Source organism: Pseudochelatococcus sp. B33, assembly GCF_053570585.1.
The window spans coordinates 1-15,149 of record NZ_JBSEFH010000050.1 but is presented as its reverse complement, the minus strand read 5'-3'; the positions used below and the strand labels follow the sequence as shown (position 1 = coordinate 15,149).

At 62.7% G+C, this 15,149-nt stretch carries 13 protein-coding genes and 2 pseudogenes; 8 read left to right on the top strand and 7 right to left on the bottom strand.

Translation table 11 applies throughout. The features are described 5' to 3' along the window. Positions 1 to 480 (top strand): annotated as a pseudogene (locus tag ACUSIJ_RS29025) (3-oxoadipyl-CoA thiolase); the annotation flags it as partial. A 207-nt stretch (positions 481 to 687) separates the two neighbouring features. Here the strand turns inward: ACUSIJ_RS29025 and ACUSIJ_RS29020 are convergent. Further along, positions 688 to 1,590, bottom strand: a complete 903-nt coding sequence (locus ACUSIJ_RS29020) for a hypothetical protein (protein WP_449311899.1) — start codon at positions 1,588 to 1,590, stop codon at positions 688 to 690. A 298-nt stretch (positions 1,591 to 1,888) separates the two neighbouring features. Between ACUSIJ_RS29020 and ACUSIJ_RS29015 the strand changes: the two genes are divergently transcribed. Beyond that, positions 1,889 to 3,079, top strand: coding sequence for a DUF6386 family protein (locus ACUSIJ_RS29015; protein ID WP_449311898.1), 1,191 nt, complete (start codon positions 1,889 to 1,891; stop codon positions 3,077 to 3,079). 15 nt (positions 3,080 to 3,094) lie between these two features. Here the strand turns inward: ACUSIJ_RS29015 and ACUSIJ_RS29010 are convergent, their stop codons facing one another. Beyond that, the gene (locus ACUSIJ_RS29010; RefSeq protein ID WP_449311897.1) at positions 3,095 to 3,466 is read right to left on the bottom strand and encodes a hypothetical protein; all 372 of its coding nucleotides are present in this window, start codon (positions 3,464 to 3,466) and stop codon (positions 3,095 to 3,097) included. Between the two features lie 4 nt (positions 3,467 to 3,470). Next, positions 3,471 to 3,806, bottom strand: a complete 336-nt coding sequence (locus tag ACUSIJ_RS29005; RefSeq protein WP_449311896.1) for a hypothetical protein — start codon at positions 3,804 to 3,806, stop codon at positions 3,471 to 3,473. Positions 3,807 to 4,237: 431 nt separating this feature from the next. On the opposite strand from ACUSIJ_RS29005, the gene ACUSIJ_RS29000 reads away from it, so the two are divergent. From ACUSIJ_RS29000 to ACUSIJ_RS28985, 4 genes are read left to right on the top strand one after another with little or no spacing between them, the layout of a single operon-like run. Continuing rightward, positions 4,238 to 5,299 (top strand): toxic anion resistance protein, encoded by a 1,062-nt coding sequence (locus ACUSIJ_RS29000; protein WP_449311895.1) that lies wholly within the window; start codon positions 4,238 to 4,240, stop codon positions 5,297 to 5,299. 10 nt (positions 5,300 to 5,309) lie between these two features. Next, positions 5,310 to 6,875, top strand: coding sequence for a vWA domain-containing protein (locus ACUSIJ_RS28995; protein WP_449311894.1), 1,566 nt, complete (start codon positions 5,310 to 5,312; stop codon positions 6,873 to 6,875). Then, positions 6,875 to 7,492, top strand: coding sequence for a 5-bromo-4-chloroindolyl phosphate hydrolysis family protein (locus ACUSIJ_RS28990; RefSeq protein ID WP_449311893.1), 618 nt, complete (start codon positions 6,875 to 6,877; stop codon positions 7,490 to 7,492). The genes ACUSIJ_RS28995 and ACUSIJ_RS28990 overlap by 1 nt, the downstream gene beginning before the upstream one ends. After that, positions 7,489 to 8,595, top strand: coding sequence for a hypothetical protein (locus tag ACUSIJ_RS28985; protein ID WP_449311892.1), 1,107 nt, complete (start codon positions 7,489 to 7,491; stop codon positions 8,593 to 8,595). Before ACUSIJ_RS28990 ends, ACUSIJ_RS28985 begins: the two co-directional genes overlap by 4 nt. Before the next feature lie 236 nt (positions 8,596 to 8,831). Here the strand turns inward: ACUSIJ_RS28985 and ACUSIJ_RS28980 are convergent, their stop codons facing one another. The 4 genes from ACUSIJ_RS28980 to ACUSIJ_RS28965 form a co-directional block, all read right to left on the bottom strand. Beyond that, positions 8,832 to 10,214: an aldehyde dehydrogenase family protein gene (locus tag ACUSIJ_RS28980; RefSeq protein ID WP_449311891.1), complete on the bottom strand. Its 1,383-nt coding sequence runs from the start codon at positions 10,212 to 10,214 to the stop codon at positions 8,832 to 8,834. A gap of 63 nt (positions 10,215 to 10,277) precedes the next feature. Further along, on the bottom strand, positions 10,278 to 11,933 hold the full coding sequence (locus tag ACUSIJ_RS28975) for an acetolactate synthase large subunit (protein ID WP_449311890.1): 1,656 nt from the start codon (positions 11,931 to 11,933) through the stop codon (positions 10,278 to 10,280). A 633-nt stretch (positions 11,934 to 12,566) separates the two neighbouring features. Next, the gene (locus ACUSIJ_RS28970) at positions 12,567 to 12,953 is read right to left on the bottom strand and encodes a VOC family protein (RefSeq protein ID WP_449311889.1); all 387 of its coding nucleotides are present in this window, start codon (positions 12,951 to 12,953) and stop codon (positions 12,567 to 12,569) included. A gap of 296 nt (positions 12,954 to 13,249) precedes the next feature. Continuing rightward, on the bottom strand, positions 13,250 to 14,107 hold the full coding sequence (locus ACUSIJ_RS28965; protein ID WP_449311888.1) for a LysR family transcriptional regulator: 858 nt from the start codon (positions 14,105 to 14,107) through the stop codon (positions 13,250 to 13,252). Positions 14,108 to 14,204: 97 nt separating this feature from the next. Here ACUSIJ_RS28965 and ACUSIJ_RS28960 point away from each other — a divergent pair, with 97 nt between their 5' ends. Beyond that, entirely contained in the window at positions 14,205 to 14,585 is a 381-nt protein-coding gene (locus ACUSIJ_RS28960; protein ID WP_449311887.1) for a tautomerase family protein, read from the top strand. A 261-nt stretch (positions 14,586 to 14,846) separates the two neighbouring features. Further along, a pseudogene (locus tag ACUSIJ_RS28955) lies at positions 14,847 to 15,149 on the top strand (lipoprotein signal peptide); the annotation flags it as partial.

Genomic DNA, 15,149 nt, shown 5'->3' with positions numbered 1-15,149 from the left:
CGCGCACCAGGCCCCCTCCGCCCTGCGCCCACGGGCGAAGGCTGCGGCCGCGCCTTGGCGCTGATCGCCGCCAGCGCCAAGGCGGCAGCCCGATACGGCCTCACCCCGATGGCGCGCGTGCTGGGCGAGGCGAGGACGGGCGTGCCGCCGCGCATCATGGGCATCCGCCCAGCACCGGCATCGAAGAAGCTCATGGTGCGGCTCGAGCTGTCCGTGGCGGAATTCGACGTGATCGAGCTGAACGAGGCCGTCACCAGCCAGGGCCTTGCCAGGCTGCGCGATCTCGGCATCGCCGACGACGACCCGCGCGTGAACCCCAACGGCGGCGCTATCGCACTCGGCCATCCGCTCGGCATGTCGGGGATGCGCATCACCGGCACGGCGGCGCTGGAGCTGTCGCTGTGCGGCGGCCGGTGGGCGCTCGCCACCATGTGCATCGGCGTCGGACAAGGCATCGCCGTCGCGCTGGAGTGCATCTGAGTGGGAACAAGGCTAGATCGTATCATCGTTTGATAGAGACGCTGACATGATCTAACTCTTTGATATCGAGCGAATTCTTATCGATCAAATGATTCCATTTGATCGGAACGTACTCTCGAACAGGCGGTCGAATACGCCCATCTCGATCCAGCGGTAGTAGCGTCGTCTGGCGGTCGAAAGCGACGTGGGCGCGGGTGACCGCGCCGCCTACCGGCCCACGCCCACGCTTCCGTTGACGATGATGCCGGTGGTCGTCGCCGCACCCATGAGACCGAGATACCGGCTCAGCGTCGACGAAGATAGTCCGCCGCCAGAGCGTGCCCGCGCCGGTCGTGGAGCAGCGGCCGCGGTCTCGGCGGCGGCAAGCCGCTGGCCCTCCTTGGGGGACACGCCGAGAAGCTGGCTGTAGAGCGCGCCCGGCATGGGGGCCTTCGCGCCCTGCTTGAGGTAGTTGACCACCTGCTTGCGCTTCGCCGGTGAAAGACCGGACCAATGCCTCTCGATGCCGCTCCGCAGTTCCGCGGCGATCACCGTGCTCAGAGGCAGGGGAGGCATGCCCTTCGCCTCGAAACGCTTCAGCAGAGTGATCGCTCTGGCACGCTTCGCGGAATCGATCCTTCCTGACCTCGGCAGCTTCCCGGTGTTGGAAAGCTCATCCAGATAGAGAATCGCATCGAGATCGCGCTGCGTCATGAGCCGGCGGCTTCCCCAATGGGCGACGAAGACCGGGTCGGGCTCGACCAGCAGCTTCCGCAGCAGGGTTCCCCGGTCGCGCGGGTCGAACCACGTCGCAGCGATATGGGCATGGCGGATCATGAGCGCTTCAGGCGACCCCGGCGACTGCGCCAGGGTCGAGCGGCTGAAGCCGAGGTTCGCGAGCGCCTTGCGGCACGCCGCGTCGCAAGTTTGCGCGTCGCCGAACGACGCCTGAAACTCGCCAGTGACGCGGTCGAGCTCGGCTTGCGACAGCGAACGGCCGAGATAGACGTTGAAGAAGGCACCCAATTCCTGCTTGACGGCGTCTGTCTGGGCGAAGGCGGGCAATGCCACGAGCGCAGCCGTCAAAGCGATGGCTGCCTGCTTGGCGAGCAGGCGGAGTGAGCCTCGCATGACCATTTCCTTTCATCGGAAACGTTTTACAAGAGGCTTAGATCGCGCCAGTGACATGGGAGTGACCCGCTTCATGGGTCCTGACCGCTGAGAGCGCCAGGAGACCGACGCCCCCCCGATGGACGGTTGCCGCTCTTCAGTCCGTCGCATGGGTGACGGAAGATGGTGTCATCCTCCCGCAAGATCCATGAAAAAGAATAGGGTATTTTGCGGCAATACCGCCGTTTTCGCATCTGTTCCGACTTGACTGCCGGGAAACGGCGGCAGGGCGAAACGGGAGACTCGGGAGCCTCAAGCTATGGAAAAGACGATAATGGTCGGCACCGACGTGGCGCATCTGCTGCTGTTCCATCCGGACGATCTCGCGCATCGCGACAATGATCCCATTGCTTGGTACGGATACGACTTCGCCTATCGCCGCGAATCCGCTGCCGGCCGGTTGATCGCGTGGGGAACGGGTTCCGATGGCGGGTATGCGGTCAGGCTCACGACGGATTCCCTCACCGCGGAAGAGCGGGCGCATGCGTGTGCATCATGGGCATTTCCCCTTCTCGTTCGGCACGGCCGCATCCTGCTCGACAATACCAATGCCCTGCCCGGCGCCAGCCAGGTGGTGGACCCGGACGAGATCGTCGATGACTGGTTCGAGCTTGCCAACGGCTCCTATCGTGTGACCGTCCACCCCGTCGATCGCGCGGAACCGGAAGCGGCGGATCTGCCGGACTATGTGGTGACGTTCGAGGCCGTGGAGAGCATCGCCGGCATTCCGGTGGCCGACACCCCGCCCGGACTTCGGCCGTTCAGGGAGTGGATACCGCGGCAGCCGCAAAGCATGGAGACCGACGCCCGGTTTCTGTGGCAGGCCAAGACGCCGGATGGCGATACGTTTGCCGCGCTTGTCGTGCCCCCGGAGATCGCGCTGCTACCGGGCCTTTCCGCCTCGCTGCCGGTTTCCGAGGAGGTCGCCGACGTGGCCTATCCCAGGAGGGGGGACAGGGAACCCGGATTGATTCTGGCCACGAAGCTGGAGCCCGGCGCTCTGGCGGTCCTCGCCCGCGCATCAGGCCGCTCCTGGATGCGCGGGCGCGGCACCTCGCTTGCCCTGACGGGGCTCGCGGCTGCACGCATTCTCGCGGTCGGCCCCGGCACCGTTCTCGACCAGGCCCGGGTGACTGTGCTGGAGAAGCCCGACATGGCCGCGGACAGGGCCGCGGACGAATCCGACATTGCCGCATGTCGCGCGGCGCTGCTTGCTGCGGCAAGGCGGTCCGGCCTCGCCCATGCCAGGGTCGGACCGCTCCCCGTTTCCGGCTTCGAAATCGAGCGCATGGAGACGCTCGTATCCGCCGAAGCGCTGACCGGATGGGCCTTGGCGCATCTCGTCATGCCGTTCGATGCGCGGCTGGCGCTCTGGGCATCGTCGGCCCGGGAACGCATGGCTGGCATCGGCGACTTCCTCCGGCAGGAAGGGGTGACGGACCGGTCATGACGGCGCGTATGGGGTTCAACCGGGCAGGACGTACCACCGCGTGACTTTCCTGTCGGCGTCGAACTCGACGATGAAGACGTCATAGTCTCCCGCGAAACCCGGTGTGCCGAGGCCATATCCAAACTTTTCCCCGCGAGGCCCGTCCGGCAGCCCCAGCAGGTCTACGACCTCGAGTTGCGTCATGCCGACCCGGAGCCGGCGCTCGATATCGCGTATCATGAGCGAGCGTCGATTGTCGGAGGGGTGCGCGGACTTTTCATTGATCCAGCGCTCGCGATTGTAGACGGTGTAGTCGGGCGTGAGCATGCGTCGCATCAACAGCACCGCGAACGCTGCGACCACCAGCAAGCAGACCGTGATGACGAGAATTTTCAGATATTTTCGCATTCCGTTACCTGCTTCGCTTGTTCCGCCAGGGATAAGGCGTCCACTTGCTGCGCCGCGCAGGCACGAGAGGGACCAGGAAGACCTTGCTGAAAAGGAAGATGGCAATGCCCGCCGCTGCTGCGGGCAAAAATATGGCCCAGGAGCGGACATGCCCCGCAAAGCCCAGGATGACCAGCAGGTAGAAGGGCACGGCTCCGACCTGCCAGCCCCAGTAAGGTAGAGTGAGTTTTTGTCCGCAATTCCTGCAGGGTATTCCGGTAGCGGGCTCGAGCCAGAGCAGCTTGTCCCGCGCGGACATCGCCCTGGCGCCGCAACTGGGGCAATCAAGCTTGGCCGTCATGGGGCGCGACTCGTCATCTCCTTGAGGTCTGGCGGCGCTATTATTAAGGGTGCATGTGACGGTCATGTCACCTGGGGAGCGGCAGCCGCCTGGATGCGGGTCGGTCGGCCTGTTCGCCACAGGAATGACGCCGATCAGTCGAAGCGTAGCGCGCACCTTGAGCAATGATCTTCGCAGCCGCGTTCTGGCCGCTTCGCGGGAGAGAATGTCGGCAAATCGGCTGCGGCCCGGTTCGGGATTTCGACGGCGATCGCCTGGATCGCGAGTGCGCGTGAGGGCCGGTTACTGGCGCCCTCATTCAGCATGCAGCCTCCAATGGGCATCCAACCGGCTGTCAGCGGCCCGCAGCGCGGTGCGTGCAACAAAATTGTCATATTAACTGGTCACAACGAACATATGAGATTTCCTGCTCTTCAAACAGGGTTTGCATCATGGCGTCATCCAACAGTCTTCAGACCCGGGCAGAGGGGCTTCCGGTTCCCGCAGCCGATCCGACCGAGGTGGCCCGCATAGCGGGGTCGATCGACATCGGCGATCGCGCGGCCATCGCCACCTACGGCGATGGCGCCCAGCGCGACGTCACCCGCTATGTTGACAGCATTCTTGCCCAGATCCAGTCCAAGGACATCGGAGAGGCTGGAACGCTCCTCAATGAGATCCTGCTCAAGTCGAAGGATCTGGACCCTGCCTCCATCAAGGAAAGGGGCTTCCTCTCCCGCATCTTCAGCTCCGCCGAGCGGGAGCTTGAGAAGTTCTCGATGCGCTTCCAGGACGTCGCGAGCCAGATCGACCGCATCGGCCTGGAACTTGATCGGCACAAGGACGTGCTCACACAGGATATCGCCCTGTTCGATGACCTCTACGACCGCACCCTGACGTCCCTGCGGGGGCTGGACGCCCACATCGAGGCCGGCAAGTCATTCTCCGAACAGTACAGGGCGTCCACCCTGCCGGAGTTGCAGAAGGCGGCAACCGAATCGGGCGACGCAATCGCCGCGCAGAAATATCAGGACGCCGCGCAAGCCATCGACCGGCTGGAGAAGCGGGTCTATTACCTGCAGCAGGCGCGCCAGATCGCGATCCAGCAGCTTCCGCAGATCCGCATCATCCAGTCGGGCGACCAGACGCTGATCGAGAATCTCCAGGCCACGACGACGCTCACCGTGCCCGCCTGGAAGCAGAAGATGGTCATCCTGCTCGGCCTTCACCGTCAGCGGAAGGCGCTGGAATTGCAGGAAGCTGTTACCGATGCGACCGACAAGATGATCCAGCAGGCGGCCGAGATGATGAAGGATCAGGCCATCTCCATCGAGAAGCAATCACAGAAGGGGATTGTCAGCATCGAGGCGCTCCAGAACGCCAACAAGGATCTTGTCGACACCATCCAGTCGGTCATCAGGATACAGCAGGAAGGGCAGCAGAAGCGAGCCGAGGCGGAAAAACAGCTTGAGCACATGACGAACGACCTGAAGAAGGCCCTCACATCCTCCTGAGGAAACGGCTATGCGCAAATTCATCGCCGCCTTTCTGTGCCTGCTGACGCTGGGCGCATGTTCGGACAACACCCGGGAGGGGACGTTCGCCATCGTCGCGGGCTCGGAAAACCGGGATCTGGAACCGATCGTTCAGGAATTCTGTGCCGAGCAGCGGCGCGACTGTTCCGTCACCTATCTCGGGTCGCTCGACATCGGTCTCTCGCTCTCCGAGTCGGAACAGAAGTACGACGCCGTGTGGCCCGCGGCGAGCATCTGGATCAACATATTCGACCAGGAACGCAAGGTCCGCCATCTGGCGTCCATTGCCCAGAACCCGGTCATCCTCGGCGTCCGCGAGTCCCTCGCGCGCGAACTCGGCTGGATCGGCCGGGACGTCTCGATGACCGACATCGTCGCCGCTATCAGGGACGGCAAGCTCGGCTACCTGATGACGTCGGCAACCCAGTCCAATTCGGGGGCGAGCGCCTACCTTGCCATGCTCTCCGCCGCCGTCACCCACGGCGACACGATCAGGCGGCAGGACCTCGACGACCCGGCCACGACCGAGACAGTAAGAACATTGCTGAAGGGCATCCAGCGTTCGTCGGGGTCATCGGGGTGGCTCGCCGATCTCTATGTCGCCTCCACGCGGCACGGCGCTCGCTACGATGGCATGTGGAACTACGAAGTCACGATCCGTGACGTCAACAACCAGCTTCGGGACGAGGGGAGGGAACTGCTCTACGCGATTTACCCGAGGGAAGGCGTTGCCGTCGCGGATTCGCCTCTTGGGTTCGTCGACCGGACGGGACAGCAGGAAACCGAAGAGTTCTTCCTCAAGCTTCAGGCTCACCTGACGTCGCCGGATATCCAGAAGCGCATTGCCGAAACGGGGCGCCGGCTGCCCTTCGGGTCCGCCTCCAACGCCACGCCGCAGGCGGAGCCTGATTGGAACTTCAATCCGGAAAGGCTCATCTCGACCATCCGGATGCCCGAGCCCGACGTGATCAGGCAAGCGCTCGATCTGTACCAGAGTGCCTTGCGACGGCCCTCGGTCACGGTCATGTGTCTCGATTACTCGGGCTCGATGAGCGGGGAAGGCGAGCGGCAGTTGCGCGAGGCGATGACATTCCTGCTGACACCCGAAGAGATGAAACGGCAACTCGTGCAGTGGTCGCCGCAGGATCGCATCGTCATCATTCCCTTCGACTCCCGCCCACGCCGGGAATTCCAGGCGACGGGTGTCGAGGAGGAGCAGGCTCCGATGCTCACTGCCGTTGAAACCCTTTACGCCAGCGGAGGAACGGACATCTACGCCTGCGCGGTCAGGGCGCTGCAGCGCGTCGACGAGCTCAACAAGAACGAGGAATACTTGCCGGCCATCGTGATCATGTCCGACGGGAAAAGCCAGGGAGACATTGCAGCCTTCCGGCAAGCCTGGGAAAGCAGCACGAAGCCGCCCGTCTTCGGGATCACCTTTGCCGACGCGGACGAGCGGCAGCTCGGCGAGCTCGCCGATGAGACCGGCGGCCGGGTCTTCGACGGACGGCGTGATCTGATCGACGCATTCCGGTCGATGCGGGGGTACAATTGATGCCCACGCTGTCGCGGAACGACTGGCAATGGGTCGCGGGCGGCGTCGTCGGTGCGCTGAGCGTTCCTGTTCTCACGATCGGCGCAGGTATTCCGCTGGTCGTGTCGTCAGCCGTTGCCATCCTGCTCTTTCTCGGCATCGCGCTCCTGCTCTCTCCGAGACGCTTGTTCGAGGGCCTTTCATTCAGGGGGATAAGCAAGGGGCAACTCGAGTTCGCCGCCGCCCTGATCAAGGACGGCGATGCTCACGTGCGCAGGTTGCGCGGGCTGGCGCGGGACATGCCCGGACACGAGATGACGGAGCGGCTCTCCCATCTCGCCGAGACGGGCGCGCGGATATTGTCGCACATCGAAAAGAACCCGCGGAAGGCGCCTTCCGTGGGGCGTTTCGTCAGCTATTATCTGCCGCAAACCGTGCGTATCGCGGAAGGATATCTCATCGTTCACGGCCAGTCCCGGCCGGACCCCAACCGGCTGCGCGAGTTGTCGAGCGTTGTGGACAGGCTCGACACCGTCTTCGACCAATATGCCGAAACGCTTGTGGAAACCGAGCTGTCGGCACTGGACGTCCAGCTTCGCCTGATAGACGCCTCACTCAAGCAGGATATCAAGGAATGACACTGCCGCGTCGCGCTCTCGGGGGCGTCCTGATCGGTGCCGGAATTGTCGGAACCGGGGCCTACGTGGCGCTGAAGGATAACCCGCTTCTGCGCGGACTCACGGGCAACGCCACCGAACTGAGGGGATTCGTCGGCGGCGAGAAGCAGCCGTATCTCGCCAATCCCCGGGTCGCCGATCTTCTCAGGCAACGCGGGATTGTGCTGCATAGCACCATCGCCGGCTCGATCGAAATGGTGCGGCAGAAGTCGCTCATCGACCAGCAGCCGGATTTCCTGTGGCCGTCTTCGTCGGTCATGACGGAACTGGCGAAGATGAACGGCCTGCCCGTGGTCAGGGACCAGACAATTCTCAACACGCCAATCGTAATCTACTCCTGGAGCAGCGTCGTCGACGGCCTCGTCGGCGCGGGGCTCGTCACGCGGACGGCGGATGGCCACCACGAGATCGACACGGGCGGGCTGATCCGGGCCATCGCCTCCCGCACCCCCTGGCAGGATGTCGGCGTTCCGTCGCTCTACGGTGCGATCCGCATTTCCTCGACGGATCCAAACCGGTCCAACTCGGGTTTCATGTTCGCGGGTCTGGTGCTCAGCGCCCTGACGGGCTCGGTGCCGGATGCTGGCGATCTCGACAGGCATTTCGACACGGTCAGGACCGTCTTCGATCAGATGGGGTTCAAGTCCCCAAGTTCGGGGAAGCTCTTCGACCAGTACATCGCCGGCGGCCCCGGCAGCGAGCCGATGATCGTGGGCTATGAGAACCAGCTCGTGGAATGGGCGCAGGCTGACCAGACGCGGTGGGAGCGCGTCCAGGCGGGCAGGGGGGTGAAGCCGCTGCTGATCTATCCGCGCCCCACGGTCTACTCGGCTCATCCCCTGCTTGCCCTCGACACCCAGGCGACGGCCCTCATCGATGCCCTGCTCACACCCGAGCTTCAGGCCATAGCCTGGACCAACCACGGTTTCCGTGGCCCTCTCGGCGAACAGACCGCCACGACCCTGCCGGGGCTTGCGGAGCTTCTCATTCCCGAAGTCAGCGCCACACTGCCTCTGCCGGGCGCGCCTGTCATGCTCGACCTTATCCGGCGTCTCGAAGCCTGAACCTGACGAAATCCTCGCAATCCTGTTTGCAGCCATGCGGATATTTCCGCCCGGCCCGGACCCTTGAAGGCTTTCCGGTTCAGCAGTCGCCGCATGATCTATTCCGACAGATGAGAGAATATGCATGTTCCATAAATACCGTTCTCGATCGTCTAAAACCACAGTGCGACGCGTCTATCCTCATTACGATAGTTGCAGTATTGAAACAGCTAACTGTATCTGTCCCCGCGGTCTCATCAGCCTCTTCGCAGCAGGACCATCTTCTCCTGCGTCATGTCACGCATGGTATAGGGGATGCCGCCGGTGCCGTATCCGGACTCCTTGCGGCCTGCGAAGGGCATCCAGTCGGTTCGAAAGGCCGTGGGATCGTTGATCATCACGGCCGATGCATCGAGACGATCGGCAGCCCGCATTGCGACATCAATGTCCTGGGCGAATACGCTGGCCTGGAAGGCGGTTGGAAGGGCGTTGGCCTGTCTGATGGCGTCGTCGAGTTCGCCATAGCGATAGACCGCAACCACCGGGCCGAAAATCTCCAGTGTCGATATCTTTGCGTCGGCGGCGGGGTCGAGCAGCACAGCCGGCTGCAGGGTTGTCTCGGAGAGGCGTTTGCCGCCGGTCGCCAGGGTGCCGCCGCCCTTGATCGCCTCCTCGATCCAGTCCGAGACGCGATCTGCCTCGCGCGGCTGGATGAGTGGCCCCACTTCGGTGTCCTCCAGCACGGGGTCCGCAGTGCGCAGTTTTTCGACGCGGGCGACAAGCCTTTGCGTGAACTCGTCTGCGATGTCCTTGTGCACATAGATCCGCTGTGTCGACACGCAAACCTGTCCGGCATGGTAATAGCCGCCCTTGACGATCGGCTCGATGGTCTTGCCGAGATCGGCGCTGCGGTCGACGATAGCGGGTGCGGCGCCGCCATGTTCCAGCGCAGAGCGCGCGCCTGGGGCGAGCTTTGCGTGGAGCGACCAGCCGACCCTGGCCGACCCGATGAAGCTCAGGAAGGCGACGCGTCTGTCGGTTGCCAGCTTTTCGGCCAGTTCGTTGCCCTCCGGAAGAAAACTCTGGCACCACGCCTCGGGCAGTCCGGCCTCGTGGACCAGCGCCACGAAGTCAAGGCAAGAAAGCGGCGTCGTGATCGCCGGCTTGACGATGACAGGGCAGCCGACCGCGATCGCCGGTGCGACCTGATGGACGATCAGGTTCAGCGGATGATTGAAGGCCGAGATTGCCGCGACAATGCCGATGGGTTCCTTTGTCGTGAAGGCCCAGCGGTTCTCGGCCGCTGCCGACAGCCCCATCGGAATTTCGCGGCCGGCGAAATTGCGCAGTTCGTCGGCGGCATTGTGGACGCCGTCGATAGCGCGATTGGTTTCGATGATGGCGTCAGGAAGCGGCTTGCCGCCTTCACGTGCGATCTGCATGGCGAAATGATCGCGTTTGCCGTCCATCAGCGCGGCCAGCTTGCGTAGAACGGCAACGCGCTGATGCGGCTGGAGCCAGCTGTCGCGATCCTTGAAGACCCGCTCGGCGGCTTGCAGCTTGCGTTCCAGTGCCTTGGCGTCGTCGATCTCGATCTCGGTAATCGGCGCCCGATCGTAAGCCTGCACGACTTTCAGCATTGCTCCGTCTCCTTGCATTTCGGGCGCTTACCGGAATGGCCGCGCGACGCCGTGGCCAGTTTTTCATGCGCATTCCACATCTGGCGTACGGTTGCGCAACTCATCGACCAGCACGCGGGTGTTTTCGGAATAGTCGATCGGCACATCCACCAGATGGACACCACCGCCGGCGAAGGCGGCCTCAAGCGTTGGCACGAGATCCTCGACCGCGGTCACGCGGGATCCCTTCGCGCCATAGGCCTCAGCATAGCGTACGAAATCGGGATTGCCGAAGCTCATGCCGAAATCCGGGAAGCCATCCACCGCCTGCTTCCAGCGGATCATGCCATAGGCGCTGTCGTTCAGGATCACCACGACGAGGTTCAGCCCAAGCCGCACCGCCGTTTCCATCTCCTGCGAGTTCATCATGAAGCCGCCATCGCCACAGACCGCCATGATGCGGCGGTTCGGATGAAGCATCGCCGCCATCATCGCCGAGGGCAAGCCGGCGCCCATCGTCGCAAGCGCATTATCGAGCAGCAACGTGTTGGCGACATGGGTGCGATAGTTGCGGGCGAACCAGATCTTGTACATGCCGTTGTCGAGGCAGACGATGCCATCCTCCGGCATGACCTTGCGGACATCGTGGACAATGCGCTGGGGTGTGACCGGGAAACGGTCCTCCTCGGCCCGGTCATTGATGCGGGCGAGGATCTTCTGACGCAGCTCGAGCATCCCCGCGTCGGGGGACAGGCGACCTTCCAGCCGCTCGCCAAGCGCCTCGACAGAAGCCCCGATATCGCCGATCACCTCGATATCCGGGTGATAGACCTGCTCGACCGTGGCGGATTGGTAGCCAAGATGGATGACCTTGGGTCCGCCAGCGCTTTTCATCAGGAAGGGCGGCTTCTCGACCGTGTCATGGCCGATGGCGATGATCAGGTCGGCGCGCTCGACAGCCTCATGGACATAATCGCCTTCAGAGAGTGCGGCAGTGCCCATATAGAAATCAGAGCCACCGGTGACGGCACCCTTGCCCATCTGCGTGTTGAAAAACGGCAGCCGGGTGCGTTTGATGAAGGTCGATAGCGCCTCGACCAGTGACGGGCGGTTCCCTGCGGCGCCGATCATGACGAGGGGCCGCTTTGCCGCGACGATCGTCTCTACGGCCTTGTCGAGTGCAGCGGCAGGGGCGACAGGACGCTCCAGCGTGTGGCGGGGAATGATGGAGGCGGTCCCGGCTTCCTCGGCTGCGACATCCTCGGGAAGTTCGAGATGGACCGGTCCCGGCCGCTCCTCCGCCGCGGTTCGGAATGCGTCCCGTACCGTCGCGGGGATGCTGGCCGCGCTGACGATCTGGCGCGTCATCTTGGTCAGCGGCTTCATCGAAGCGACGATGTCCACGATCTGGAAGCGAGCCTGCTTGGCGCTTCTCACGGGCTTTTGGCCGGTGATGAGGATCATCGGCATGGCGCCGAGATGGGCGTAGGCCGCGCCGGTCGAGAAATTGAGCGCCCCCGGACCAAGCGTGGCAAGGCAGACGCCGGGCCTGCCGGTCAGGCGCCCATGCGTCGCGGCCATGAAGGCGGCCGCCTGCTCATGACGCGTCAGGACCAGTTCGATGCGCGAGTTTCGCAGCGACTCGATGAGGTCAAGGTTTTCCTCGCCCGGCACGCCGAAGATGCGGTCCACGCCCTCGTTCTCCAGCGCGGCGACGAACAGGTCCGATCCCTTGGTCATGGTATGGTTCTCCACGATAGCGTTCGTGATAAAAGTGCACGTGAATTATCCAAACGAAACATGGCCTCATTCAGTTCAGGATTTGGCTGCCGCCCCATGGCGGGCGCTTCATTCTATCGCCACCCCGTTGCCAGAATGTGTAAGCACGATGATCTTGCTGCCAATCTCTGCAAACCTGTTGTAATAGGCATCCGGTTCAAGAAGTTGTGAAGGAAAATAGAGGCACGGAACCCCTAACAAAACCTCGGGGTTGAACATGGTCGAGGGAATGGTTTCTCCGCAAGGGGCCGAACGCAGTCGATGCTGGTCGCGTCAGCGAGGATCGGCGACACAGCGGGAGGCCAATAAACCCGGCCAGCAGTCCCCGAGGTTCTGTTAGGGGTTTTCGAGGCGGACGGCAGGTGATCCCGGCTGCGCACCGCGCCGACCGAAAGCAACGAGCCTATTTAAGGGGATTTTCGTAAGCATTTTATCTGTTTAATGTTTGACATCAGTGACGCGATATAGAGCATTTCGATGTTTTGTTGAAGCGCAGAAATGCTTTAAGTTTTTGATTTAAATATATTTCTTCACGAAAACCGGTATCCGCTTTGTTTGAAAACGCTTTATTTGACAGTTATGCAGATGAAGTGGTCAGTCGCAATAGTTGGCGATCTCAATCAAATTGAGATCCGGATCACGGATGTAGATTGATTCGATAGCACCCGTTGCGCCAGTGCGTGGAACCGGTCCTTCTTCGATCTCGATACCTGCGCGGGCTAGTTGTGCGACGACCTCATCCAACGGAGTTTCCGTGATCAGGCACAGGTCTGCTGATCCCGGCGTGGGATGGGCCGCTCTTGGCTCAAACTCCTTACCCGATTGATGGAGATTGAATTTCTGACCTCCAAAGGTCAGGGCCTTCCTGCCTTGTCCGAAGGTGACGATGTTGAATCCTAACAAATCATGATAGAATGCGCAGGTTCGCTCAATGTCCGCGACGGTCAAGACGAGATGATCCAGTCGGTCGATCGAAATCATTGTCTTGCTTTCCAATCTCGAATTCCAAGTTTTTCGGTTTGGAGATATTGCTCCTCCTTTCGCATGTCCGCAATGGGACGCGGGGCCGTCTTGCGGCAGTGCAGCAACGTCGCTCTGGCGTTGCCCGTCCGCCCGAGGTCGCGTTCAAGCAGCGCTAGGCCCCATTCTTGCCATGCAGCCGTCGCCAACCGCTTCCCGGAACCGGCCATTCGCGCTTGCCGCAGCCGCGCTCGCCCGCAATAGTCACGATGCGGGACGATGTGACCGCCGCATTCTCACTCCCTCCGGACCCGTGACTAATCCCGCGCCACGCTTCTGAAGGCAGCCGAGAGAGCGGCAATTGCATCGCGTGACCGCCCTTCCCTGATCCTCGAATGCAGCAGGACCGGCAGGCGCGGCAGATCGGGCAAGCCGAGCCTCGGGCCGACGTCCACCGCGCCGAACGGCAACATGCGCGGCGCCAGCGCGGCAACACCCAGTCCGGCAGTAACGGCGGCGGAGACGGCCGCAACACCGCCACCGACGAAAATTTCCGACCAGGGCACGCCTGCCGTATCGAGTATCCGTCCGGCCAGCGCGCGCACGCCACAAGGCTCGGCCATGGTGCAAAGCGGCAGGGGCTCGCCCGCCCGATGCTGCCAGCTTGGTGCCGCGAACCAGCCGAACTTTTCCTCCGTCAGCACTTCTCCATCGCTGCGGCCGACATGAAGGCGGACGATGACCGTGTCGAGCTCCCGCCGGTCGAAGCTTTGCAGCAGGTCGCCCGACGTTCCGATCCTGATTTCGATCAACAGCTGGGGGTCTTGCGCATTCATGCGCGCGATAAGAGCAGGGAGTTCGGGCCCCGCGACATGATCGCTGATGCCGATGGTGAGACGCTGCCGGGCTTCGACGAATACGGCGAGCGCACGGTCATGGGCCTTCAGGAGTTCGCGGGCGTATTCGAGGAAAGCCGCGCCCCGCGCTGAAAGCTGCACGTACCGGGGCGTGCGCTCGATCAGCCGGCAGCCGAGCCTGTCCTCAAGCCGCTTCAGCTTCAGGCTGATGGCGCCCTGCGTGGTCCGCATGGCCTCGGCCGCGCGCGTGAAGCTGTCAAGCTCGACGATGTGAACGAAAGCCCGGACGGCATCCAGGTCGAGGGGGCGCTCAATCATTTCAAATCATTATCATAGATATAATTCTCCATACCATATCAAAATAATCTGCCGGCAGCTAATGTCAAAGCCAGCACATGAATGGAGGGAATGTCTGATGCCGCTCGTTCACATCTCGATGCGTACCGGGAAATCGGAAGCTTACCGCAGGGCGATCTGCGACGGTCTCTACCAGGCCATGCGTGACACGTTCGACGTGCCGGAGGGCGACCAGTTCATGGCCATCAGCGAACATGACGCCGCGAACTTCCGTTACGGCGCATCGTATCTCGATATCGCCCGCAGCGATGATCTCGTGCTGATCCAGATCAGCGCGAGGAACACCCGGACCGTGGAGCAGAAGAAGGCCCTGTTCCGGCGGATCGCGGAGCTGCTGGGCGAAAGCCCGGGCATCCGGCCGGAGGATGTGTTCGTGAATCTTATAGAGGGCGAGAAAGAGAACTGGTCCTTTGGTCACGGGCTCGCGCAATACGCTTAGAACGACAGCGTCGTGCTGCCCATGTTGCAGTGAGTGCCAGTCGGGCGACGCGCCGGCCCAATCCCGGCCTTCGGCTGTGGCCAGGCGCGGTCATGTATGCTTCTGTTCGTTCGAACGCGGCATGCCGCAGTGCCGAACGTCTGCGACGTGGAAGCACGCTGCGCTTCCGACGTTTTGCCTGGTCCTGAATCGTGTTTCAGGTCGCGGCGCTCGCCATTCCGGTGCAGGCCAATGTGGGCTCACGCCATCACGAGGCCCGCAATGCTCAGACTTGTTTTCGCCCTCCGTGCATTCCTGTTTCTGACGGCTGCCACCGCACAGGCGAGCGGGATCGGATTCCGCCGAATCGTCATCGATGCCGACGGCCCGCGCCCATTGAGTATCAGCCTGTGGTACCCGACCCGGGACACCGCCCCGTCCGGCTCCGTTGGTGAGAATCGCGCGTTCGTCGGCATTCCGGCCATCACCGATGCCGCTCCGGATCACGAACGCAACCCTCTCGTCGTGCTGTCCCACGGCTATGGCGGCAGCTGGCGCAATCTCAACTGGCTGGCCGGGGAACTC